Annotated in this window: 20 protein-coding genes and 1 pseudogene; 6 read left to right on the forward strand and 15 right to left on the reverse strand. The window is 72.2% G+C overall.

The window, feature by feature from the left end:
* Positions 1-21: 21 nt before the first annotated feature.
* The 11 genes and pseudogenes from AC07BS_RS00595 to AC07BS_RS00645 all read right to left on the reverse strand — a co-directional run bounded on the left by AC07BS_RS00595 (position 22) and on the right by AC07BS_RS00645 (position 14606).
* Complete coding sequence (locus tag AC07BS_RS00595; protein ID WP_478929063.1) at positions 22-3213, reverse strand: baseplate J/gp47 family protein; 3192 nt, start codon at positions 3211-3213, stop codon at positions 22-24.
* Positions 3214-3237: 24 nt separating this feature from the next.
* The gene (locus tag AC07BS_RS00600; protein WP_478639049.1) at positions 3238-3756 is read right to left on the reverse strand and encodes a phage tail protein; all 519 of its coding nucleotides are present in this window, start codon (positions 3754-3756) and stop codon (positions 3238-3240) included.
* Positions 3757-3777: 21 nt separating this feature from the next.
* Complete coding sequence (locus AC07BS_RS00605; RefSeq protein WP_478929065.1) at positions 3778-5874, reverse strand: baseplate J/gp47 family protein; 2097 nt, start codon at positions 5872-5874, stop codon at positions 3778-3780.
* 23 nt (positions 5875-5897) lie between these two features.
* Positions 5898-6314 carry a GPW/gp25 family protein gene (locus AC07BS_RS00610; protein ID WP_478639046.1) on the reverse strand — a complete coding sequence of 139 codons (417 nt, stop codon included), beginning with the start codon at positions 6312-6314 and terminating at the stop codon, positions 5898-5900.
* Between the two features lie 15 nt (positions 6315-6329).
* Positions 6330-8105 (reverse strand): VgrG-related protein, encoded by a 1776-nt coding sequence (locus AC07BS_RS00615; protein WP_478639044.1) that lies wholly within the window; start codon positions 8103-8105, stop codon positions 6330-6332.
* Entirely contained in the window at positions 8102-8809 is a 708-nt protein-coding gene (locus tag AC07BS_RS00620) for a CIS tube protein (RefSeq protein ID WP_478929068.1), read from the reverse strand. The genes AC07BS_RS00615 and AC07BS_RS00620 overlap by 4 nt, the downstream gene beginning before the upstream one ends.
* Positions 8810-8855: 46 nt before the next feature.
* Positions 8856-9293, reverse strand: a complete 438-nt coding sequence (locus tag AC07BS_RS00625) for a phage tail protein (protein WP_478639041.1) — start codon at positions 9291-9293, stop codon at positions 8856-8858.
* Positions 9294-11012: 1719 nt separating this feature from the next.
* On the reverse strand, positions 11013-11177 hold the full coding sequence (locus tag AC07BS_RS00630; RefSeq protein ID WP_478929071.1) for a DUF6760 family protein: 165 nt from the start codon (positions 11175-11177) through the stop codon (positions 11013-11015).
* Positions 11174-11569, reverse strand: a pseudogene (locus tag AC07BS_RS00635) (hypothetical protein); the annotation flags it as partial. The pseudogene AC07BS_RS00635 and the gene AC07BS_RS00630, both read right to left, overlap by 4 nt.
* 39 nt (positions 11570-11608) lie before the next feature.
* Positions 11609-13150: an NHL repeat-containing protein gene (locus AC07BS_RS00640; RefSeq protein ID WP_478929072.1), complete on the reverse strand. Its 1542-nt coding sequence runs from the start codon at positions 13148-13150 to the stop codon at positions 11609-11611.
* A 40-nt stretch (positions 13151-13190) separates the two neighbouring features.
* Positions 13191-14606 carry an NHL repeat-containing protein gene (locus AC07BS_RS00645; protein WP_478929074.1) on the reverse strand — a complete coding sequence of 472 codons (1416 nt, stop codon included), beginning with the start codon at positions 14604-14606 and terminating at the stop codon, positions 13191-13193.
* Positions 14607-15037: 431 nt separating this feature from the next.
* On the opposite strand from AC07BS_RS00645, the gene AC07BS_RS00650 reads away from it, so the two are divergent.
* Positions 15038-15706 carry a hypothetical protein gene (locus AC07BS_RS00650; RefSeq protein WP_478929076.1) on the forward strand — a complete coding sequence of 223 codons (669 nt, stop codon included), beginning with the start codon at positions 15038-15040 and terminating at the stop codon, positions 15704-15706.
* Positions 15707-15731: 25 nt separating this feature from the next.
* Here AC07BS_RS00650 and AC07BS_RS00655 read toward each other — a convergent pair whose 3' ends face one another.
* Positions 15732-15881 carry a hypothetical protein gene (locus AC07BS_RS00655; protein ID WP_478929078.1) on the reverse strand — a complete coding sequence of 50 codons (150 nt, stop codon included), beginning with the start codon at positions 15879-15881 and terminating at the stop codon, positions 15732-15734.
* A gap of 195 nt (positions 15882-16076) precedes the next feature.
* On the opposite strand from AC07BS_RS00655, the gene AC07BS_RS00660 reads away from it, so the two are divergent.
* Positions 16077-17636, forward strand: a complete 1560-nt coding sequence (locus AC07BS_RS00660; RefSeq protein WP_478929080.1) for an eCIS core domain-containing protein — start codon at positions 16077-16079, stop codon at positions 17634-17636.
* 118 nt (positions 17637-17754) lie between these two features.
* On the opposite strand, the gene AC07BS_RS00665 is transcribed toward AC07BS_RS00660, so the two are convergent.
* Positions 17755-18267: an NUDIX domain-containing protein gene (locus tag AC07BS_RS00665; RefSeq protein WP_478639027.1), complete on the reverse strand. Its 513-nt coding sequence runs from the start codon at positions 18265-18267 to the stop codon at positions 17755-17757.
* An 84-nt stretch (positions 18268-18351) separates the two neighbouring features.
* Here AC07BS_RS00665 and AC07BS_RS00670 point away from each other — a divergent pair, with 84 nt between their 5' ends.
* The gene (locus AC07BS_RS00670; protein WP_478929082.1) at positions 18352-18465 is read left to right on the forward strand and encodes an AAA family ATPase; all 114 of its coding nucleotides are present in this window, start codon (positions 18352-18354) and stop codon (positions 18463-18465) included.
* 307 nt (positions 18466-18772) lie between these two features.
* Here AC07BS_RS00670 and AC07BS_RS00675 read toward each other — a convergent pair whose 3' ends face one another.
* Together AC07BS_RS00675 and AC07BS_RS00680 are read right to left on the reverse strand one after the other, a co-directional pair.
* Positions 18773-19108: a hypothetical protein gene (locus AC07BS_RS00675; protein WP_478929084.1), complete on the reverse strand. Its 336-nt coding sequence runs from the start codon at positions 19106-19108 to the stop codon at positions 18773-18775.
* 6 nt (positions 19109-19114) lie between these two features.
* Positions 19115-19459, reverse strand: a complete 345-nt coding sequence (locus AC07BS_RS00680) for a hypothetical protein (RefSeq protein ID WP_478929086.1) — start codon at positions 19457-19459, stop codon at positions 19115-19117.
* 218 nt (positions 19460-19677) lie between these two features.
* On the opposite strand from AC07BS_RS00680, the gene AC07BS_RS00685 reads away from it, so the two are divergent.
* From AC07BS_RS00685 to AC07BS_RS00695, 3 genes are all read left to right on the forward strand, one after another.
* A complete protein-coding gene (locus AC07BS_RS00685) occupies positions 19678-19911 on the forward strand; it encodes a hypothetical protein (protein WP_478639020.1) in 234 nt (77 codons plus the stop codon).
* A 2-nt stretch (positions 19912-19913) separates the two neighbouring features.
* Positions 19914-20522 (forward strand): Clp protease N-terminal domain-containing protein, encoded by a 609-nt coding sequence (locus AC07BS_RS00690; protein WP_478929088.1) that lies wholly within the window; start codon positions 19914-19916, stop codon positions 20520-20522.
* Between the two features lie 371 nt (positions 20523-20893).
* On the forward strand, positions 20894-21373 hold the full coding sequence (locus AC07BS_RS00695; protein ID WP_478929090.1) for a hypothetical protein: 480 nt from the start codon (positions 20894-20896) through the stop codon (positions 21371-21373).
* Position 21374: the final 1 nt, after the last annotated feature.

Consider the following 21374-nt stretch of genomic DNA (forward strand, 5'->3'; position numbering starts at 1 on the left):
CTCATGAAGGGCCCTTCCTGCTCAGGGGGTTTCGGCCACGGTGACGTGGTGCTCGACGGAGTACACGGTCTGTTCGTCGCCGCAGCCGATGCGCAGGGGGGACCCGACCGCCGCCCCCGTGTCCATGTCGTAGCCGTGCAGCATCACGGAGTCGACGCGGGCGATGCCCTGTACGCGTTCCAGGACGCGGTACGCCTCGCCGGTGTACACCGGTCGCCCCAGCGGCCAGCCCTTGCCGCCGGGCCCTCCGTCGACCGGGTTGAACCAGCGGTACAGGGCGCGTTCGGCCGCCATGGCCAGGGCGGCGCGTTCCGTCGTGGTCAGATAGTCGGCGGGCACGACGCGGGCCTCGCCGCGGATGCCCACGTAGTGCGGTGTCTCCAGCCACACCGGGACGCCCGCAGGGTGCAGGGCGCGCAAGGAGCGCTGCACGGTGTCGCACGCGTCCTGGGTGGGGGTGAGCATCGGGAAGGGGAACCAGCCGCGCTCGTCGGCGGTGACGAACGGGACGACCTTCAGCCGTACGCCGGCCTGGAAGGTGCCGCCGCTGGTGTCGGTGAAACCGTCCGCGCCCTCGCCGGAGGCGGTGTTGCGGACCGACACGACACCCGGGGGGAGGTGCCAGGCCGTGTCCGCGGGGATGCCGTTGCCCTTTCCGCCCGCGGTGCAGAGGTAGGAAGCAACGGTCACCGGAGAGTTCCGCTCGGGAATCCTGCCGTGCTGGACCTTGCGCCCCGAGCCGTCGGCGACGGCCGGGCCGAAGTGGACCTGGCCGGTGGCGGCGTTCAGCACCACGTGCCGGTCCGTCTCCCCGGAGGACTCGAAGGAGGTCCGCACGTCCCAGTCCTCGCCGCCGACCGAGACGGTCGTGGGGAGGGGATCGCACAGCTGCGGGGTCATCAGAGCGATCACCTGGCCCGGCTCCTTCTCGCCGGTCGAGGCCGAGGCGTCGGTGCGCGTCGCGTACTGCGAGGCCTTGACGGGGCCGGTCGCGCCGTCGTCGACGGCGATCGTGTAGGCGGTGGAGTCCGTGGCCTTCGGGTCGCGGATCTGAAGGGCGAGCCAGACACCGTCCTCTGTGGGGTAGTTGGTGCCGTGGCGGGCCACGGCGTCGTCCACGCGCGTGGCGGGATGGTCGATCGTGGGCCTCCAGCGAGGGGAGCCGCCCAGCCGCAGGGGGTGCGAGAGCGCGGAGGCGCCACCGATGGTCACCGAGGCGGGGGTCGCGCACGCGTAGGCCGCCGGGGTGTCGGGGTCCCACCACGGGACACCCTTGCGCGGGAGGAAGGCCGACAGCGCGATCCGGTCCGTGGCCTCGACCGCCCGGTCCGGCCGCACCCACAGGGTCAGCTGGGCGAGCTCGGCGTCGGCGGGAAGACGGACGAGCACCAGGGTGACGCCGGCACCGGCACCGGTACGGTACGGACCGCTGACCGGCCCGTCCCCCAGGTAGTCGCCGGCGGCCAGGACGTCACGGGCCCCGGTCACGTGGGGGTCGGGGGACAGCCGGGCCACGCCGGCGATCCGGGTGGTGGCCCGCGTGGCCTCGTCCTGCGTGGTGAACACGACGCCGCCGTCCCGCGTGGTGACCTCGGTGAACTTGGGCAGGGACGGCGTCCCCGGGTCGAGGACGAGGCGGAGCGTGATGACGGCAGGCCGGGCCAGGGCGTAGTTGCGCGCCGGATCCAGACTCCCGTCGTCGTCCGTGCGCACGTGGTGGATGCGCGCCATCCCGGCCGAGGCGGCCAGGGCGAGCTGCTCGTAGTCGCGCGGCGTCACGGCCCGTTCCGGGAACGGCGAACCCAGCGGCAGCCGCTCGGCGCACTCGGCGGGCGTCTCGGCGTCGGTGCCACCGGTGGCGGGCGCGGGGTTGGTGACGGCGGACACGTACGGCAGCGGGGTCCGCAGGACGGTGATCGTACGCGCGGGGACGTTGCCCCCGGCCCCGCCGCCCGTCAGATAGCGCGGGGCCCGCACGGTGGCTCCCGCGGGCAGGGGCGCGCCGTGCCGCAGGGCGCCCCGGCCGGTTCCGACGACCGGCGCGAACACGGCCTCCCCGCTGCGGGCGTCCAGGGTGAAGTGCCGGTCGCCGGGCCCCGATCCGGCGAGCGAGGGCACGTACGTCCAGCGCGACGCCCGTCCCGCGTCGACGGCCTCGACGGCGAGGGTGTCGGTGGCGCGCAGCATGGGCGGGTGGGCGAAGCGCAGCCGTTCGCCGCACGCGCCGGTCGCGGTGCCCAGCTCCTCGTCCAGCACGACCCGGGCCTGCACCACGGGAACGGTCACCGACAGGGCCGGATCCAGGGCGAGTGCCCGGATACCGGTCCCCGGTGGTGCGAGCCGGACGAGGCCGACGTCGCGCAGCTGCCGGGTCCGCGCGTCGCCCTCGCCCCCGCCCTCCGAGGGGTCGAGGAGCAGCCTGGCGGGGGCGTGCGTGGCGGGTACGTCGAGCGTGACCCGGATCCGGCCGTCCGGGCCGACGGCCCGGGTGACGGTCCGGCAGGCCGACCAGTGCGTTCCCTGCCACGCCTCCCAGACGTCCTGGTCGCCCAGGACCCCGTCCGGCGTGATGTCGAAGGCGATGCGCGTGCCGGGGACGGCGACCGACAGGGCGACCAGAGCGTAGGTGGCGGGGTGGTCCGGTGGCGGCCGGTCGCCACCCGGCGCCACGTCCTCGTAGGAGGGGAGGTTGAGGTGGAAGGGCGGCCCCGCGAACGTGCCGCCACCGCCCGTTTCCTCGGCGAACGGCACGAGGGTCCCCTCCACCGCGCCGCCCGCCGCGCCCCGCTGCGTGAACCGTCCCGCCACGACCTGGACGCACGGATTGATCACGGCCTCGGCCACGGTGCTGAAGACCACCGGCTCGCCGGCCCCCGCCGGGGGACTGGTGGACACCTCCAGCCCCACGGGGACGCGCACGGGTTCGGGCGCGGGCGCCGCGAGCTGGAACAGCACGTCGGTACGGGCCGGCGCCGCCGGATAGGGCCGCGGCCCCAGCAGGCCCAGCAGCTCCAGCCGGTGCCGGTCGGGGGCGCGGTCGACCCGGTCCCGTAACGCCTCGGCCATGTCGGCGCACGACTCGATCAGCGCCCGGCCCGGGTCGGCGGGGTCGCGTCCCGTCCACGCGGGCAGGTCGGCGCGCACCGCGCGGACCGCGTCGGCGACGATGCCCGCGCGGTCGCGCCCGTCATGGGCGGGGGGTGACGGTGTCATCCTTCACGGCTCCCTGGGAACGGGTCAGTGGTCCGCGGTGACCACGGTCTTGAACGGCAGGTGCGCGGGGCAGTGGGCGGCCACCAGCCGGGTCAGCCGGCGTTCCGCCGTCAGGCGGTCCTCCCCGTGGCCGAGGGCGAGCGTCACCGTCAGCATCCGGCCCGCGGGCGGCCGCCGGTCGCCCGTGAAGACGCCTCCGAGGTCCTGGACGTCGAGGTCCCAGCCGTAGATCTCCCGGGCCTCGCGCAGCAGCGCGTGCCGGGTGCCGCGGTGCGCGGCCAGCCGGGGCGCGAGGGCGATGGCCGTCCTGAGCTGGAGCTCGGTCCAATCGGGTTCGACGCGGGCGCCGGTGATGTGCGCCAGCCAGTCCAGGAAGGAGGCGGGAGCCGTCCACGGGTCGAGGACCTCGGCGAGCCGGTCCAGGCGCTCCTGCGAGGGCGCGAGGGCCGCTCCGATGCCGGCGGCGAAGGCGTGGGCGACGCGGTCGCCGGCGTACACGGCGGGCAGCGCCGGCGGCCGGGGGGCATCGGGCACATCGAGCACGGTTCCTGCTCCTTCCGGGGTTCAGTCCGTCACGTCGATCACGCAGGACGTCAGCCGCACCAGCCCGTTGTCGGGCACCTCGACGACCGGTGCGTCCCGGTCGCTCACCACCGACGCGTCGAGGACCGTACGGACCTCCGGCACCGCCTCCAGGGCGGTGAGGACGTCACTGGCGTGGACGCGGCGGCCCCAGGGCCAGCCGCCGCCGTCCGGGCCGCCGGAGGTGGGGTGGAAGTACCGGTACAGCGCACGTCCGGCGGCCGCTTTCGTCTCCTCGACGCTGTGGTCGGTGTAGGCCCACGAACGGATCCGGGCGTGCGCGGTGAAGGGCCGGTAGTCGGGGCGGGCCACCTGGAGGCGGTCGCCGAGCAGCCGGGCGCCGTCCAGCAGGGCGCCGACCTCCGCGAGCATGGCGTGGGTCACGCCGAGATCCGCGTCCCGCAGCGGGATCGCGGGGTCGGCGGGAAGGTGGGGGACGAGCAGGACGCGCAGCGCCGCGTCCTCGGGGAGCCACAGGGTGGACTCGGTCCGGGCGCCCTTGAGGAAGGAGAAGACCCCGTTCACGGTCACCACCGTGTCGGGCTCGCGCGCGCAGTGCGGGGACAGGTGGGGGAACGACTCCGAGATCAGGGACCGCACCCCGCGTCCTCCCGAGGCACGCAGCCTGCCGTCCTGATAGGTGAATCGCCGGTGGTAGAAGCTGTCGTCGCGGAAGAAGAACACCTCGTAGTCGCTGCCGCTGCCACTGTTGTCGTCGCTCTCGTCACTGTCGCCGTACGCGAGGGCAGCCACGGCGTCCACGCCCGTGCGGAACGGGTCGGGCAGCCCCGGGAACTCGTCGGCGATCTTGGCCGTGCCGGGGTCCCCGGTCCATGCGCACAGGTCACCGGAGAACCACAGCCTCGGCACGCCCCGCGCCGGCTCCAGCACGGCGTCGAGGCGCTTGGCCGCGAACCCCGGCGGGTCGTCCGCGGGTTCACCGGGGAGTGCCAGGCCGGTCTCCAGGGACACCGTCCAGTGGGCGACGTTGTCGTCCGCGTCCAGGTAATAGTGCACGGCGCGATCCGGATCGCCGATGGCCACGGCGCACGCGGTGACGGTCTCCGGCCGCGCCGGCGGGCACAGCCCGGCCGGTACCCGGGGGTCCTCCGGCCGTACGCTGTCCAGCACCAGGGCACGGGCGACGGTGAACGCCTGCTCGGTGAGGATCCGTTCGTGGTCGGCGGCGGTCACCGCCCGCCGTGGCGGCGCCAGCCCGAGCGCCGCCCGCTCCAGCGCCTGCCGCCAGTCCTCCGCGTCCCGGCCGGGCGCGACCACCTCCTCGACCACGGCCGCCGGGGTGTCCCCGAGCAACTCCGTGCCGGGGGAGACGGTGTCCCGCGCGCCCCGGCAGGCCGTGTACGTGACGCGTACGGTCAGCCCGGGCCCGGGGACGGCCCCCAGCTGCCGTTCCCCGTCGGCGAAGGGGACGAGCGGGCCGAACACGATCTCTCCCACCGCGTCGTCCCACCAGTAGCAGGGGGTGTCCCGGTCGGCCCCGGCGAAGGACGCGGCCGCCGGCCACGCGCGGCCGTCCACCGTCACTTCGCCGATCGGGGAGAGCGCGGGAACCGCCATGGGCGCGGCCGGACTCCAGGGCCGACGGGACGGGGTGAACCGCTGCCCGGGGGCGCCGTCGGACGTCCCCAGGTCCTCGGTGACCGCCTCCGGCCACTCGACGGCCGAGACCGTCGCGGAACCGTTGGCGGGAACGTGGACCGGAGCCGTCGTGCGCAGCACGAACGGACGCTCCCGGGGAACGGTCAGCTCGGTCCCCGCGGGGATGTCCCGCTCGGAGCCCGAGGCGGTGAAGCGGACGACGACGCGGCACGGCACCGCCGCCATCGGTGTGATGCCCATCAGCGCCAGCAGCCGGGACCGCTGTTCCGGTGTCATCCGGTTGGCGCGGTAGACGAGGGCGTCCACCCGTCCGGCGCACGCCTCCAGCAGTGTGACTCCGGGGTCGGAGACGTTGTGGTCGGTCCAGGACGGTGACCGGGACGGCAGGGCGCGCTTGGCCGCGTCCACCATCGGCTGGAAGCGGAGGTCGTCGAGGTCGGGGACCGGCAGCTCCTGCATACGGGCCTCCTGCATACGGGCCGTCACCCCTCCCGCGGCAGCGTGTAGAACGGGAAGACGAGGTTGCGCGGCTCGTTGGTGGTCCGCAGCCGGTAGCGGACGTCGATGTAGAGCACACCCTCGTCGTCGGAGTCGGTGCTGAACAGCAGATCGTCCAGCTCGATCCGCGGCTCCCAGCGCTCCAGGGCCCGACGCACCTCCAGGTCGGCGCGCGCCACCGTCGCGGCGTCCAGCGGGTCGAAGACCAGCTGATGGATGCCGCAGCCGAACTCCGGCCGCATCGGCCGCTCGCCCGGCGCGGTGCCGAGCACCAGGCCGATGGCCTGTGCCACGTCGTCGCCGCCGGTGGCCAGAGCCACCTCGCCGGAGGGGGTGAGGGCGCCGGGGAAGGCCCAGCCCGCGCCGATGATGTCGCCGATGCGGCTCTCAAGGGGGTCCACTTCGCTCACCTGCCTTCAGTTGATGTCGACCGGAGTACCGGTGATCTGCGTCTTGCCGCCCTTGAGGGTGAGTTGGGCGGTTCCCTCGACGGTCACGTTCTTGCCCGTGAGCGTCAGGTCGCCCGGTCCGTCCGCCTCGATCCGCACGGTGCCCGCCTTGACGACCACCGTGCCCGACGTACCGGCGTCGACGGTGACCGTCCCCGAGCGCGCGTCGAGCCGCAGGCGCAGCTCGCCGGCCTCCAGCGAGATCGCGGTCTCCTTGCGGTCGAGGTGCGCGGTCAGCTTCCCGTCGCCGGACCTCAGCCGTACGCCCTGGGGGCCCTCGGTCGCGCTCAGCAGCTCCAGCCGGTCGCCCGCCCGGGAGGTGACCGAGCGCCGGTTCAGCCGGCCCGTACCGGCGTCGACCAGGGGCAGACCGTGGTCCGTCGGGGCGTCGACCCCGTTGTAGAGGCCGCCCAGCACGTACGGCCGGTCCAGCCGGCCGTGCTCGAAGCCGACGAGCACCTCGTCCCCGGTCTCCGGCGCGACCACGCCCCCGCCGCCCGCGCCACCCCACTGCACCGTACGCACCCAGTCGGTGACGTACTCCTGCGACAGCCACGGCAGCCTCAGCCGTACGGCACCACGCTGACCCTGCCCCGGCTCGCGGACGTCCGTCACGATCCCCACCGCGACACCCGACCCGCACAGCGGCGCCGGAGGCGGCACGACCGGTGGGGGCAGCGCCCCGACCCGGACGCGGGTCAGGAAGCCGCGCTCGCCGTCGAACGTGTGCAGACAGGCCGTCGCCGTGTACTGCCCGGCGAACGGAGCGCCGGTGCCGCTCACCGTGAACGGCACCCCCGCGCGCAGCTCCGGAGTGCCCGCGACCATGGCCTCCAGATCCGCCATCGTGGCGGCCGTCTCGTCGGCCAGCGCGCGGGCGGCGGCGTCCACCTGCGCGGCGGTGGTGTACGGACGGCCCGCCACCAGCAGCCCCGGCCGGTCGCCGAAGGGCTTGCCCAGCTCCGCGGGCGTCGTGCCCAGCCGCAGCCGCTCGCTGGCGGAGGCCGGGGCCCGGGACGTCACCGGGGACTTGGCCGCCTGGTCCCAGCCGCGCACCTCCACCTCGCCGACCTGCCCGGCGCAGGAGACACCCGTCCGCAGGGACAGCAGGTTCACCCCGTACTGGAGCACGTACGGGCTGCGGTCGGCGCCCGTCGACGGTGCGGGGGCCCGCGCGGCGGGGGCGAGCCTGCGCAGCTCCACCGTCCGGCCCTCGACGGCGAGATGAAGGCCCTGCTGGTCGGCGAGGTGGGTCAGCAGCTCCCAGTCCGTGAGGTTGGGCTGCGACAGATGCCGGACCCGGCCGCCACCGGCCTCGACGCGGCCGGCCCGCAGACCGTGCCGGGCGGCTGCCTGCGCGACGACCTCCGCGACGGTCGTCTCGACGTACGCCGCCACCTGTCGGCCGCGCGTCAGCCGGTGCCCCCGGTCCGCCGCCCGGACGGTGGTGAAGGCGCCGTCCGGCCCGACCTCCTTCTCCAGCCCGGTGACCTCGCCGTCGAAGAGGGACGTGCGGGCCCGCTGCCGGGCGGCGGTCACCGAGACGGTCACGGCCGTGCCGACGGCGACGCGCGCCTCCGACAGCAGCCGGTGCTCCGGATCGCGGAACCGCAGCCACGCCGTGGCCGGCATCCCGGTCGCCGTCGCCACCCCCGCCGCCGCCAGGCGCTCGCTCCACTGCTCCGTCAGCGCGACCCCGTCGAAGGCGACCACCGGCTCGGCCGCGTACGCCCGCTCCGTCACCGGCCGTCCTCCAGCACGGGCAGCAGCAACTCGCTTCCGGCGCGTAGCCGGTCCGGGTCGTCGATCCCGTTGGCGCGGGCGATCGCCCGCCAGGACCCGGCGTCCCCGTACGCGCGCCACGCGATCCCCGGCAGCGTGTCACCGGCCACCACCGTGTGCGTGCCCACCGGTCCGTCCGCGCCCGAGGTCGGATTCTGCCGCCGAGTCGAGCCGCCGACCTCCTCCAGCGTCAGCGAACACTCCGCGCGCAGCGGCGTCCCGTCCGTCCCGAACCGCGTGTAGACGGCGTTCACCTGAGTGACGACGGCCAGGAAGGCGGTGGTACGGGAGCGCCCCCACTCCAGGCGCACCCAGGGCGCGGAGGCCGGCTTCGCGGCGGCGCTCCGCGCCGTCGGCGCGCAGCACCCCAGCAACGTCTCCACCTCACCCTGGACACCGGAGCCGCTCCCGGGCGCGTCGAGGAACACGTCGAGCGACATCGTCCGCGGCTCGGCGCCGATGAACTGCGGTCTGGCGGCAGCCGCGTTGGACGGCGCCCGGCTGCGGTCCCAGCGGGCCTGCTTGCCGACGGACAGGCGATCCGGGTTGAAGTGCAGCTTGACCCGGGCGCGCTCGGGCCCCGGGTTGCCGCCGGTGCCCGCGGGCGGGTCGTAGATCACCAGAGAGGCCCGTACGGGGGTGCCTCCCAGGGGCAGAACGGCCATCGACGGCGGTCCCTTCTGTCATGCGGTCGCGCGCTGTCGGGGAGGGTCAGAGCGTGATCCCGAGGAATCCGTCGTGCGCGATCTCCAGCGTTTCCCGGGCGGGGAGGGACTGTTCGGTGTCGAAGGACGGGCCGCTCCACCGGACCGGCAGCACGCCGTCCAGCAGCCACCGGACGATCGGCTTGCGGTCCGGCCCGAGTGCCACCAACTGCCCGGGCAGCCGGAGCGGTTCACGGACCTGCTGCTGGATCCACGCCCAGATGAGCACGGTGTCCTTGGTCAGCGGTCTGCCGAGCACGACGTTCGAGTAACGGATCCGGGTCGGCAGATGCCACACCCGCCCGTTCATCCCGCCTTCGGTCCGCTCCTCGACGTCCATGGAACAGCCCAGCCCCTCGCACGAGGTGAACGAACCGAGCTCACTGCCGCCGATCGTCAACTGGAACAACGAACTGACGGCGAACGGCTGGACCTGGTCCGGCATGGAGGCTCCGTTAGGGAAGGCGTCGATGTCGTCAACGGTGGGCGTGGCCGGGGGTCGGGCAGTACGGCGCCGGCCAGTCGACGCCGCGTTCCGGGGGGCCGGTGTGCTCCGTGAGGCTGGTGCGCTTTGGCACGTCGAGCGTGGGCAGGACGGCGCGGGCGATCACATCGGCGTGGGACTCGGCGATCCGGCGGGCGAGGAGGGCGGGATCGGGGGGTGGGGGAACCCCTGGTGGCGCTGGGGTCGGGGGTGGGGCGGAGGCCGGTGGTGAGCCCTCGCGCCCCTGAGGGTGGGGCGAGAGGGATACGCGCACGGCGGTCGGGGGTGTATGGGGCAGGGGCAGCCCGATGCGAGGCCGGGGTGTTGTCCCCATCCGGTCGTCGGACGGGACCGGGGCGTACGGGGTGTGGAGGGTGCCGGGCAGTGGAGTTCCGGCCCTGCCCGGCCCGTCCGGTGCCTCAAGGGCGGGACGGATTCCGGTAGCGCCTCCCGGCCTTCGATCGACCGCCGGGAAGCGGGACGTGGGGTATGCGGGCTCGTGGGACGTGCTGGAGGCGACGGGCCCGCGTCCGGGCCCGGGCCGTGGAATCGGTACGGCGGGTGCCGGGGGAATGGCGGCGCTCAGTCGCCGGGGTGGTGCGGAAGAGGGGGAGGAAGCGGTCGACTCGGGGATCGGCACAGGGCCGGCGAGGGCATTAGGGGGAGCCGTGGGCGCCTGGGGAGCCGGTGCGCGGAGCGTCCGGGCGACAGCCCGGTCGAGAACCCGCGCGGGCGTCGCCTTGGGCACAGCCCAGCGGCGGGTGGGGGTGGGTGTCACTGGGAGGACGACAGTCGTGTCAGGAGTGGGCGCCGGCATGCCCACCTGGGTGGCGGCCCGACGAGCGTTCCCGGAGGGATCGGCCGCCACAGGGGTCTCCGAAGCGGTCGTTGGCCAAGGGGCGGATGCGGAGGGGCTCGGCGCGGTGGCGGGCGGCCGAAGAGCCGGCGGCAGCGCTGACGGAGGGACGCCGCCCGGGCTGTGCACCTGCACGAAGGGCAGGGCCCGGGGCAGGCCGGTGCCGGGACGGGTCCCGGTCCGTGCCGGGGCCGCCGTCAGCCTCGCAGGCCGGGGAGGTGCCCCGGGAGGCGAAGACACGGACAACACGCCCACCACGCCTCCCAGGAGCCCGGACACGGGCCTCGCGCCCGACACCCGCGCCACATCCACGCCGCGCTCGGCGCGACGGGCCGTGCGCTCGCCCCCGTACGACGTCCATAAGACCCCGCCCGCTTCGGTGCCCCCGCCACCCGCGGACCGCTGGACGGCGGCGCCCCGGCCGCGTACGGCACCTCCCACCACGCGTACCACCCTGTGCCACACACGCACCGGCTCCTCCGGAACCGGAAGCGGCTCGGGCGGTACGACGAACGGCAGGGCCGCCCCCACCCCGTACGGGCGCCACGTCGGCCCGCGGGAGAAGCCCGCCCTCCCGCACCCCACCCGCACGCCACGCGGCAGCAGCCGCCCGTGCAGGGCCACGGCCGGCACCGGCCGCCACGCCGCGAGCGACCGCCGGAAGCCGGGCAGCGGACTGCCCGGCAGCGTCGCCCGCTGGGCCCACGACGGCGGCACAGGCCGCGGCACCGTCGTCGTGGGCCGCAACGGGGGGTACGGGGACGGCTGCGACGCGGCACGCTCCGGGCGCGGTGACCGCCGGCGCCAGGACGGCCAGGGGAACATCACTGGCCCCCGTCCCCGGACAGCCTCATGTTGATCCGGGCGATCTCGCGCACCCACGCGTGCCGTTCCCCGTGCGGGAGGGCCAGCAGGTCCGCGTACGCCCAGTGGAAGTGGTAGGCGATGTACGCGACCTCCTCCCGGAGCCGGTCGGCGGGGTGCGTCATGATTCCCCCAGGCGTTCACCGGGCACGGGCTCGGGGACGGTGAACGCCGAGCCGCACGACGGGCAGGCGACCGCGCGGTCGCCCTCCAGCCCGTTGATGCGGCGGTAGAAGTCCTGGAGGTAGGCCAGGTCGGTGGCGAAGAGCGACTCCACCACGCCGGCGTGGATCTCGGGTACCTTTCCCAGCCGGGTGATGACGAGGCTGAGCAGCACGACCCCCAGGTACGCCGGGTTTTCCTTCACCCTCAGGTCGATCAGCGGCGCCAGTTCGTCCCGTGCCGTGGCCAGGCGCATGCGGCCCCGGCGGTGGACGGTGCCCTCGCCGTCGACGTACCCACAGGGCAGTTCGAAGTCGAACTCGGTCTGTAACCCGGGGGTCTGCTGCGTCATCGGTTCTCCTGTCTGTTTCCTACCCGCACCGGTCCGTCGTCGTCAGAGAACGCGCTCGCGGAACACCGTTCCGGCGGAGGTGTCCGCCGCCCAGGCCTCGACCCGGACGCGCCCGGCCTCGGAGCCGGCCGTCAGGGCGGGGGAGGCGGCCACGCCGGTGTCGTCACTCGGGACGACGGCGATCGGGCCGCCGTCGAACGAGGCCAGGTCGTCGTCCACGATCCTGAAGATGACGTCGACGGCCGGTACGGGTGCGCCGTTGGCGTCCACCACGGTGACCTTGAGCCGCTCGGGGAACTCCGCGCCACGCACCGTCTCCTGGCCGGCGCCCGAGAGGTAACGGGTGTGGTCGGCGGGTCCCACGGCCGGGGTGACGGTGATGTTCTCGAAGCGGGTGAAGGCGCTTTCCTCCTCCCACAGAGCCGAGATGTCGCACGGTCCGACCTGCTTGGCGTGGAGCAGGGCGCTGGTGGCGGTGCCGTCGGCCAGGGTGGTCCGGATGTCGGTGGTCCTGTCGCCGTCGAACCTGGCCTGGTCGCCCTTGATCGTGAAGGTGATCGTGGCTCCCTGCACCGGGCTGCCGTCCAGCCTGGTCGCCTTGACCTTCAGCGGGTTGGGGAACGAGGTGCCGACGACGGCCTGTTGTCCCTGTCCTGAGACCGGGTTCAGCTGGACCTTCGAGACGCGGAACATCTGCCCGGTCCCGGCGAGCCCGATCCACAGCGTCCCGTCCCGGTCCACGGCGAGGCTCGACGGCCCCGTGCCCTTGCCGGTCGGGATGGTCCCGGTCAGGGTCGCCGCGCCAGGGGCGAAGTAGCCGACCGCGTCGCCCGTGGGCATCGTGAACCACGCGGAGCCGTCGGGAAGGCCGTAGACGCGGTGCGCGACCGCGGGGATGTCGATGGTCCTGTGCGACTTGGTGTCGAAGTCGTAGCGGATGATCTTGGCGTCCGGTGTGGTCGCCCAGAGGATCTTGCCGCCTGTCCCGGTGAGCGCGACGGACTGCGGCTTCAGCTGCCCACCGAAGTCGATGGGGGACAGGTCGAAGTCCCCGACCGAGGCGTCGAAACGGACCACGTGGTGACGGTCGGGGCAGCTGACCCAGTACTCCTGGGGATTGCTGTCGTCGACGGCCAGCCCGTGCAGCGGCTTGCCGTGGTCGGTCGAGTAGGAGACCCCGCCCTGGGCGTCGATGAAGAGCAGAGCCCCCCTGCCCTCGAGTGTCGCGACGACGCGCCGCGCGCCGCTGCTGTCCGATCCCATGGCCATGGCGCGGGTGGCGGCCGCCTGCCCGGAACTGTGCACCGCGTAGCGGCCGTCACTGGCGCACGAGAGGGCGTGTCCGCTCGCGGTGTCGTGGATGTAGGTCCAGACGGCCTGGTCCCCGAGCACCAGGTCCTCCGCGCTCTTCCCCGAGTAGATCGGGTCGAAGACCCTGCTCTCGTAGGGGGCGCGGGGTGTGAAGCTGCCGATCTTCGCTTCGGGGGTGATGAACCAGATGTTCCTGTCGGTGGGGTTGTAGGCGAGCGCCACGGGCTTGGCGTTGCCTGCGAGGTCGTGGATGTTGCCGGTTGCGGACGGCACGGCCGGGCTCCTCTCGTGTCGCGATGGGGGAGTGCGAGGGTTACGCCTCGTCGTCGTCAGGCTCGTCGCGCACGTGGAGGACCACGCTGGTGGGCGGTTCGTTGTCACCCCAGCCGATCTTCAGGACGACCTCCTCCTCCACCTTGCCCGCCTGCACGGCGGGGAAGGAGACCTGGCCGGTCCAGTCCGTCTCGATGACGCATTCGCGGCGGCCGTCGAGGAACGTCGCCTCCTCGGAAATGATCCGGCAGGTGAGCGGGATTCCCGGGGTCGGGCTGGCGTCGGCCATGAATTCGGCGACGAAGGGAACTTCGGCCACGGAGCCCGGGGTGATGTTCTTGACCGACTGGACCAGCATCTGGGTCTTGCCGAAGGAGCTCTTGCCTTCGGTCGGCATCGGGTACTTGCCGATCTTGCTCGTCTTGCGGTTGGTGTACCAGATGACCTTGTCGTTCTCATCGACGCAGATCCCGTAGGCCTCGCCGCCCGGAAGCGGGGGGGTCGGGATGGGCGGACGGGAGACGTCCTTCTCGAAGCAGTAGATCTTGTCGGTTCCGGCCACCCAGATGTTTCCATCGGGGCCGAACAGCAACTGACGTGGCTCACCGTTGATGTTGGAGCTCGTTTTCCACGACTTGTTCTTGATGTCGTACCGCAGGATCTGGTTGGGGTTGCGCGCACTGATCCAGAGGTACGGATTCTTGCTCGAGCCTTCCTGGATGAGGCCGGAGACGACGTGAATCGGCACCTGGGTGTTGCTGCCGGGGAGCGGGATCCGCCTCCATTGCGCGCCCTCGTCGGCCGGGGTGTACCAGTACAGGCCGTTGGTCTTCCTGTAGGGCCTGTCGTGCGCCTGCCCGGTGACCCAGTAGGTGTACTTCGTCGGCTTGTCCGGGTCGTTGACGGTGGCCGCCACCGACCAGAGCCATGTGTTGAATTCGTCGGTACCCGTGGGGAGCGAATGGTAATTCGCACCGTTCTGGCCGACCTCGACGAAGCCCACGTTGGTGTACACGGGCTCGGCGAACAGGATGTAGTCCTTGACCGGGGACGACGGGTCCTCGCCGGTTTTGAACCGTACGCTGGAGATGGTCTGCGCCCGGGCGTCGGGCTGGAGATTGTGCTTGTTGATGACCCTGCGCTGTTCGACGTCGAACTCGTAGATGGGGTCGTAATCCTGCGGGCCCGCCGGCGAGGCGAACCAGACGACCTTCCGGTCCGTCGGATCCTTGATGATTCCGGCGGTGTACTGCGGAATGAGATCGGTGTGCGCGGTCTGGGCGGTCGGATCGCTCCTGCTGATCTGCACGAGGGCGTTGTTGTCGGTCGTCACCCACAGCCAGCGGTTCGGACCGACCGTGATGGAGTGAGGGACTTTGGTGCCGCCACTCTGGTCGATCGGGAATTCGTCGATGGGCATGTGCGATCCTCCGGATCCGTTGCGATTGCGGTTCACGGCTGTTCGCGTCGCACCGCGCCGCCGACGGTGAAATGATCGGGCTGGACTGTGCCGGAAGCACTTGCCAGAACGGCGGTGCGTGGAAACCGATGCTAGCGGCTCGACATGACTCGTCAACAGGCCGCAAGCGCAAGGGGATTCACTCTTTCGGGCTACTTCACCAGGGGTGCTGGGTAGGCGTACCATCCCGCGGAAATCTGGAATTCGATATTCCGTCGCGTGGGAACGTTTTTTCACGAGGCGCCGACGACATGGCGAGAAATAGCCGGTTGTCCATTGCGTGAAGAAAATGGATCGGCCAGTCTTCGAGCATCGCCTCGAGATGGTGAGGAATCATGCGCCGGAGCGATCACGCCCACTTAGACGAGCATTCCGTCGGGTCGTCGCGCCGGTCCGCGGCGGCGGAAGCCCCGTCGTCCGCACGGATCGTGGCCGCGTTGCAGCCCAGGGCGGGCAACGCGGCCGTCAGCAGGCTGATCGCCGGGGCGCCGCTCGGTCCGCTCGTCGTCCAGCGCACGCCCCGGCCCGTACGCACGGCGACGCTGGGCCGCTGGGAGAACGAGGTCGTGTGGGAGAGCCCCGTCTGGGGCCCCTTCGACCGTGTCGGCGGCGGCCGGTCGGTGCACGTCACGCTGGGGCCGGGGTCCCGGGCCCCGGAGCGCAGCTACGGCGGCTCACCGCCCAACCCCTTGGAGTGCACCGTCGTCGACGCCCTCATCGCCCGCGACGGCAGGGTCTGGGTCCGCGGTCACCTCTGGAACGACCACCTCGGCGGTCCCGGCACATCGTGCAACCTCACGCCCATGTCGTCGGCGACGAACAGCCAGTTCAACAAGGCCTTCGAGGAACCTCTCAAGAAGATGCTCTGGGCGTGCATGCGGCACGCCCAGGACAACCCGACGGCCGATCACTGGTACGGGGTGCGCTTCCACGTGACGGCGGAGGGCCGGCGGTCGGTCACGAAGGGCGATCCGGACCACCACGTGGCGGAGGAGTTCGACCACGAGGCGCGCTACATCAGGAAGGACAAGCGGACCGGCACGTTGACATTGGCCGGGGCGACCGTCCCGGCGGGCTTCCCGGCCGAACTGCTCTGATCGACATGCCCGTTGCCCGTCATCCTCACCCGGTGGCGAACCGCGCCACCGCCTCCCCCACCGGCCGGCAGAACACGTGGCTCTCCAGGGCCCACTCGGGGCCCTTCTCCCCGCGCACCTGGGGCGGCCGCCCGGCGTCCTCCGGCGAGTCGAGCAGGTCGCGCAGCACGTGCACCGACCAGTCGGGACGCCCGCCCAGGCAACCGGTTCACCAGGTTCCGCAGCGCTCCGGCCACGTCGTGGGGCCACGCCTCGTACGCCGCCGCGCTGACGGCTCCCGCCAGGTGCAGCGCGTATGCGACGGAGTCGAAGCAGATCCTGCCGCTCAGCAGACGATGCTCGAAGGAAGGCCACACGGAGAGGTCCCACCATGCGTGCGCACCGCCCCACCGGCAATGCCGGCCCCATCGAGAAGAAGGCCGAGGCCCGCGCCATCCCGGTCTCGCAGCCGCAGCCGCAGCCGCTGCCGCTGCCGCTGGCGCCGGGCGACCTCCTCGCCCGGCAGCGCACCGCCGGGAACGCGGCCGTCGCCCGCCACGTCCAACAGGCCCTGGCGTCCCCGGGACGGCCCCTGGCCGGTCCGCTGAGGTCGGAGATGGAGGCCCGCCTCGGTGCCGACTTCTCCGACGTGCGGCTGCACACCGACGCCGCCGCCCGGCGCTCCGCCACCGAACTGGGCGCCCTTGCCTACACCTCGGGCGACCACGTCGTCATCGGGGACGGCCCGCTGGACCAGCGCACCCTCGCGCATGAGCTCACCCACGTCGTCCAGCAACGGCAGGGCCCGGTCGCCGGGACGGACAACGGGGCGGGGCTCCGGATCAGCGATCCGCACGACCGCGACGAACGCGCCGCCGAGGAGAACGCGATCCGGGCGACGAGCGGGCGGACACCCGTATCCGGCGCTGCCGTCACCGTACAGAGGATGATCCACCAGGAAGCCAGCTACGCCGTGGAGGCGGGAGGCAGGACCTCCCTCACCAATCGCGGCGACATCGACGTCGAGGAGCACGGTGGCGAGACCTGCGTCCGCGTCTATCAGACGGTCTTCGCGCCGGTCATGGGTGCCGGCCGGCACAAGGACGTGCACCAGGGAGGGGCCGGGGCCATCGACTTCCGCAACCAGACGGATTCCGCCTGGCTCAACATGGGCCGTCCCTGGCGGTCGATGCACTACATGCGCACGTACCAGGACCAGAAGAACCGCGCGGCACCGAGCGGCCCCGCCGCACCGACGGCGCAGACCACCTCGCTGGTGCGGTCCTTCCTCGTTCCCCTGGAGACGTACAGGCGGGTGACCGGCCACGCGGTGAGCGAGCAGCAGATCAATTCCACCCACGATCCGAAGAACCTGAACCAGAGCACGGACAAGGCGAAGGACTCGGACCAGTACGAGGTCCGCGGCGTATGGATGAAGGAGGTGGCCGCCACAGCGGTACCGAACACCCTGGTCACCTACGCTCCGGACGGCCTCGTGACGGAGCTCCGGAAGGACGCCCGGCACGGCCGGGTGGAGCCGCTGAGCACCCTCCTGGGCCGGCTGGGCATGCCGGACCTCCAGGACTTCCCCGAGTACGGCCCCGCCGCCGGCCCTGGGCTGGTGCTCCCGCTCGACAAGGGCAAGATGCCCACCGCCGCGGCCCAGAAGCGGCACGTCCAGCACCTCGCCAAGCTGCTCGCCGACGCGTTCCCGAAGAACGGAAACACCAGGACCCACCGGGCCACTACCGCCCGGGCAGGACTGAAGCGGATGTGCGGCCTGTCGACGGTCGACGACAGGAACGTCGACTGGCCAGGGCTGCGCGACCGGGTGCTGCGAGCGATGAACTACGCGGGCATGCCCGCCGTACTCGCCGAGGTCTACAACGAGGCCGCCGCGCAAGCGGACGACGACGCGTTCCCGGCCCGGGACCTGGAGATCAGGCCCTGAGCGCGGGGGCCGATGGCCGGCTGGACGCGTTGCCAAGGGCGCGCTCCAGCGTGCGCCGCCGCCGTGCGTCCGGCGCGGCACCTCGTTCAGGCCGGGACTACGCCGGCGGGCCGGGGCGTCATTCGATGTCTCCGGCGTAGAACGTGTGTGCAGTGCCGGCCGCGGCCTGGGCGGCGAGCCCGGGGAGCATTCGCTGGAGGAACGGCGGGACCATCGGCAGGTCGGCGACCTTGTCGAGCGGGATCCAATCGATACCGGTCTGGACGTCGTCGTGGTGGGTGCCGCCGAGGGTGTCGGGTTCGCGCAGGATCTCGCACCAGAAGACGGCCTCGACGCGGTGGTGACCGGTGTCCGACGCAATGTTGCTCTCGGGGTGATTGCCGGCGATGCGCTCGCGCAGCAGGAGCATCTGGCCGGCCGCGACGCGGACTCCGGTCTCCTCGAGCACCTCTCGCTCGGCACAGGCGGCCAGCGTCTCGCCGGGTTGCTGGCCCCCGCCGGGGAGCCAGTAGGTCTCCGAGCCGGGGTCGGGCCAGGTCCCGCGGACCAGGAGCACGTGCCCGTCGCGGACGACGAGGCCGGTGGCAGCGTTGCGGAGGTAGAAGCCGTCGGTGGGCTGCTGGTTCGTCATCGTCCGTACGCTAGCGGTGTCTCATCGCGGCCGCCCACCGAATTTCACCTCTGCCATGACCGACACCCGTCCATGGAAAGGGCCATGACCTCACCGACTCTGACCGTCGTCAGCGGATCACCCGGTACCGGCAAGACGACCCTCGCCCACGAACTCGCCCGCCACCTCGGGTGCCCCGCCTGGACGTTCCCACCCTGACGGTCGACACCTCCGACGGCTACGAGCCGGCCATCGACGACGTCGTCGCCTTCGTCCGAGAACCGGTCCGGCGAAGCGCGTGACCATCCCGGGACCAACCCGGCCGGACCCGCCCGTCTCCGCGCACAGGACGGCGGGCCGTGCCTCCAGGGCAGGCGGCCCGCCGAGCGGTGGGAAGGGTCAGGGCACGAACTGCACGCTGTTGAGCGAATCGCTGCCGACGTCCAGGACGGCCGTGCCGAGGGCCAGGCCCGCACGGCCGACCCGCGAGAATACCGCGTTCATGACGTGCGTACCGTCCTTGCCGTCAGCCGAACTTGATGCTCTGCGGCCGGTCGCCGCCGAATTGCAGTTTCGTCCCCTTGAACACGAACACGAGGAATTCCGTGCAATTCTGGTCCCGGTACAGCGCGGCATCCGTCCCGGTGCCGTTGCTGACCTTCACCGCCGGCGATTCGAAGAAGATGCAGTCTCCGTCCAGCGGATTCTGCCGCTGGTGTTCCACTCCCTGTGAGTCCGTGTACGTCAGGAGGCCGATGGCCGCCGGTGACTCGCCCGGGAAGCCGACGAGAAGAGCGAGCGACATGGCAGGGGCCAGCGCCACCCGCCCGACCCGCCCCACCCGTCCCAGTGTGCCGCGCATGGCCGGTCAGCCCCCCAACTTGGCGCTGCGGGGCTTGGTCCCACCGAAGGTCAGGGACGATCCCGCGTGGATGTTGATGAGGAAGGTGCTCTCCTCGCACAGGCTGCCGGTGAAGAGCCTGCCGTCCGTGTCCGTGAGGTTGGCGACGCTGACCGCTTCCGAGGTGAAGCTGTAGCAGACGCCGTCGGTCGGATTGTCCTTCGCGTGGTCGATCCCGCTCGAATCCCGGTAGCTCAGCGTGCCGTTGGCCGCCTGGGCCTCGGCGGAGAGTCCGGTGGCGAGGGCGAGCGCGACGCCGAAGGCCGCGACCGGTCTCACGGTGCGCCGCAGTGCGCGCCTCAAGGTGTTCATGGATACGTCCCCCGTTCTCGGTCCTTCGCCGGCGCGAAGGTCCTTGAAGCGAGAGTCCGCCGATTTCAAGATTTTTGGAAGTGTCGGTCGCTGACATCACCCGTCCGGGTTATCCGACCCATGCGCCATTCAGGAATAAGAATGATTGGCATCACGGCTATAGCAATGGCTGTCAATGATGGTTGACAACCCTCATGCCGTCAACCATCATTGACAGCATGGCAGGAACGGACGCGGATGCGAGGGAGGCGGCCGGTACCGCCGAGGCCGCCCTGCACGCGGATCCCCGCGTGGGACTACGGGCCGTCGCCGCGCTGCGGCGACTGGTCGAGCACTTGGAAGCCCTGCAGGTCGGCAGGGCGCGGCACATGGGCTGGTCCTGGGAGGAGATCGGCGGCGCCCTGGGCGTCAGCCGGCAGGCCGTCCACAAGAAGCACGCCGGGAGGGGTTAGGCATGTTCGAACGGTTCACCAAGGACGCCCGCGCGGCCGTCGTGTGCGCGCAGGAGGAAGCGCGCGCATTGGGCCATGGGCGCATCGGTCCCGCGCACCTGCTGCTGGGCGTCGTCACACGTCCCGAGGCTGTCGGCGCGGCGACGCTGCACCGGTTGGGGATCACGCCCGAGGCGCTGCGGGGCGTGCTGGCGGCGGCAGGCGCACCCGCGGCCGCCTTCGACGAGGAGGACACGGAGGCGCTGCGCGCCTTGGGTATCGACCTGGAAGCTGTGCGCGGGCAGGCGGAGAAGGTGTTCGGGCCGGGCGCACTGGACATGCCCCCGTCGCCCGCGGCGGAGGGGGGCCGTGGGTTCATGCGCGGCCGCAAGAGTGGTTCGCCGGTTGCCCGTAAGCCGCACATCCCCTTCGGGCGCGAGGCCAAGAAGGCGCTGGAGCAGTCGCTGCGGGCCGCCCTGGAACGCAAGGACCGTTCCATCGGGACCGAACACGTCGTGCTGGGCGTACTGGATGCCGGGGGAGAGGGGATGGCGGACGTACTGGGCCGGCTCGGGGCGGACACCGCCGCCGTTCGGGCAGGGCTGCTGGCGGACCTGGACAGGGCCGCTTGAGTCGACGTCCTTCCCGGCTTCTGCCGGTCGAGGTTGCGCCATGAGGCGCGAAGTGCACCGATAGGGCAGTGGAGTTCGGGGTCGGGATTCCGGGCGTGTGGAAGGCGTGTGCCGCGGCCCGGAACCCGACAGCCCCGCACGGCTTCCTACGGACTGGGCAGTTTCGTTTGGATCACTCGGTCGTTGGGCTGGCTGTGCCGTTGACTGACGCGCGGTGGGCGCGGATCGAGCCGTCGTTCCTGGACCGGGCTTCCGGAGAGCACACGACGCGCCACCTCACTGTTCCCGCAGACACTCGTGATGCGTTGCCCGCCGGCGACCTCTCGGCTTTCCGGTCGCCTGTCACACGCATACTGCTCGCCAGTGACGGTTTGACCACCGTCCTGCTCCAGGCGCTCACACAAGCGACCCTCACACCGTGGGTGGACGGCATCGAGATGACGCCGGGGCAGCATGTGGAGGCGACCGCGCGCGGGCTGCTGCGCCTGGCGGCGGACGATGTGTGCCTGGTGCGTCGTACCCGGTTGGTCGGCCGTTCCGGTGAGGTGGTGTCGGCGAACATCGTGATGGCGCGGGCCGGTCAGGACGGACGGATCGACGCGGCGATGCGGGACCGTACGCGCCCCATCGGGTTCGCGTTCGCCGCGGCGGGCCTGCCGATGAACCGCCACGTCAGCCGGATCGGCCTGACAAGCTGGCCGCAGGCACCGGACACGCGTTGCGCGTTCAAGGCCTACACCCTGAACGCCGACGACAGACCGTGGGCGTACATCCGTGAACTGTTCAACCCCCGGGTCGTTCCACCCGAGATGCGGGCCGAGGCGGCAGTGCCGGCTGGAGAGCGTGCCTGAG

The sequence above is a fragment of the Streptomyces sp. NPDC044063 genome (assembly GCF_056434285.1).

Excerpts from the sequence above, each read along its gene's own strand:
- AC07BS_RS00595 (WP_478929063.1), bottom strand. The coding sequence starts at position 3,213 with ATGACACCGTCACCCCCCGCCCATGACGGGCGCGACCGCGCGGGCATC.
- AC07BS_RS00605 (WP_478929065.1), bottom strand. The coding sequence starts at position 5,874 with ATGCAGGAGCTGCCGGTCCCCGACCTCGACGACCTCCGCTTCCAGCCG.
- AC07BS_RS00620 (WP_478929068.1), bottom strand. The coding sequence starts at position 8,809 with ATGGCCGTTCTGCCCCTGGGAGGCACCCCCGTACGGGCCTCTCTGGTG.
- AC07BS_RS00625 (WP_478639041.1), bottom strand. The coding sequence starts at position 9,293 with ATGCCGGACCAGGTCCAGCCGTTCGCCGTCAGTTCGTTGTTCCAGTTG.
- AC07BS_RS00630 (WP_478929071.1), bottom strand. The coding sequence starts at position 11,177 with ATGACGCACCCCGCCGACCGGCTCCGGGAGGAGGTCGCGTACATCGCC.
- AC07BS_RS00660 (WP_478929080.1), top strand. The coding sequence starts at position 16,077 with ATGCGTGCGCACCGCCCCACCGGCAATGCCGGCCCCATCGAGAAGAAG.
- AC07BS_RS00665 (WP_478639027.1), bottom strand. The coding sequence starts at position 18,267 with ATGACGAACCAGCAGCCCACCGACGGCTTCTACCTCCGCAACGCTGCC.
- AC07BS_RS00670 (WP_478929082.1), top strand. The coding sequence starts at position 18,352 with ATGACCTCACCGACTCTGACCGTCGTCAGCGGATCACCCGGTACCGGC.
- AC07BS_RS00675 (WP_478929084.1), bottom strand. The coding sequence starts at position 19,108 with ATGCGCGGCACACTGGGACGGGTGGGGCGGGTCGGGCGGGTGGCGCTG.
- AC07BS_RS00680 (WP_478929086.1), bottom strand. The coding sequence starts at position 19,459 with ATGAACACCTTGAGGCGCGCACTGCGGCGCACCGTGAGACCGGTCGCG.
- AC07BS_RS00685 (WP_478639020.1), top strand. The coding sequence starts at position 19,678 with ATGGCAGGAACGGACGCGGATGCGAGGGAGGCGGCCGGTACCGCCGAG.
- AC07BS_RS00690 (WP_478929088.1), top strand. The coding sequence starts at position 19,914 with ATGTTCGAACGGTTCACCAAGGACGCCCGCGCGGCCGTCGTGTGCGCG.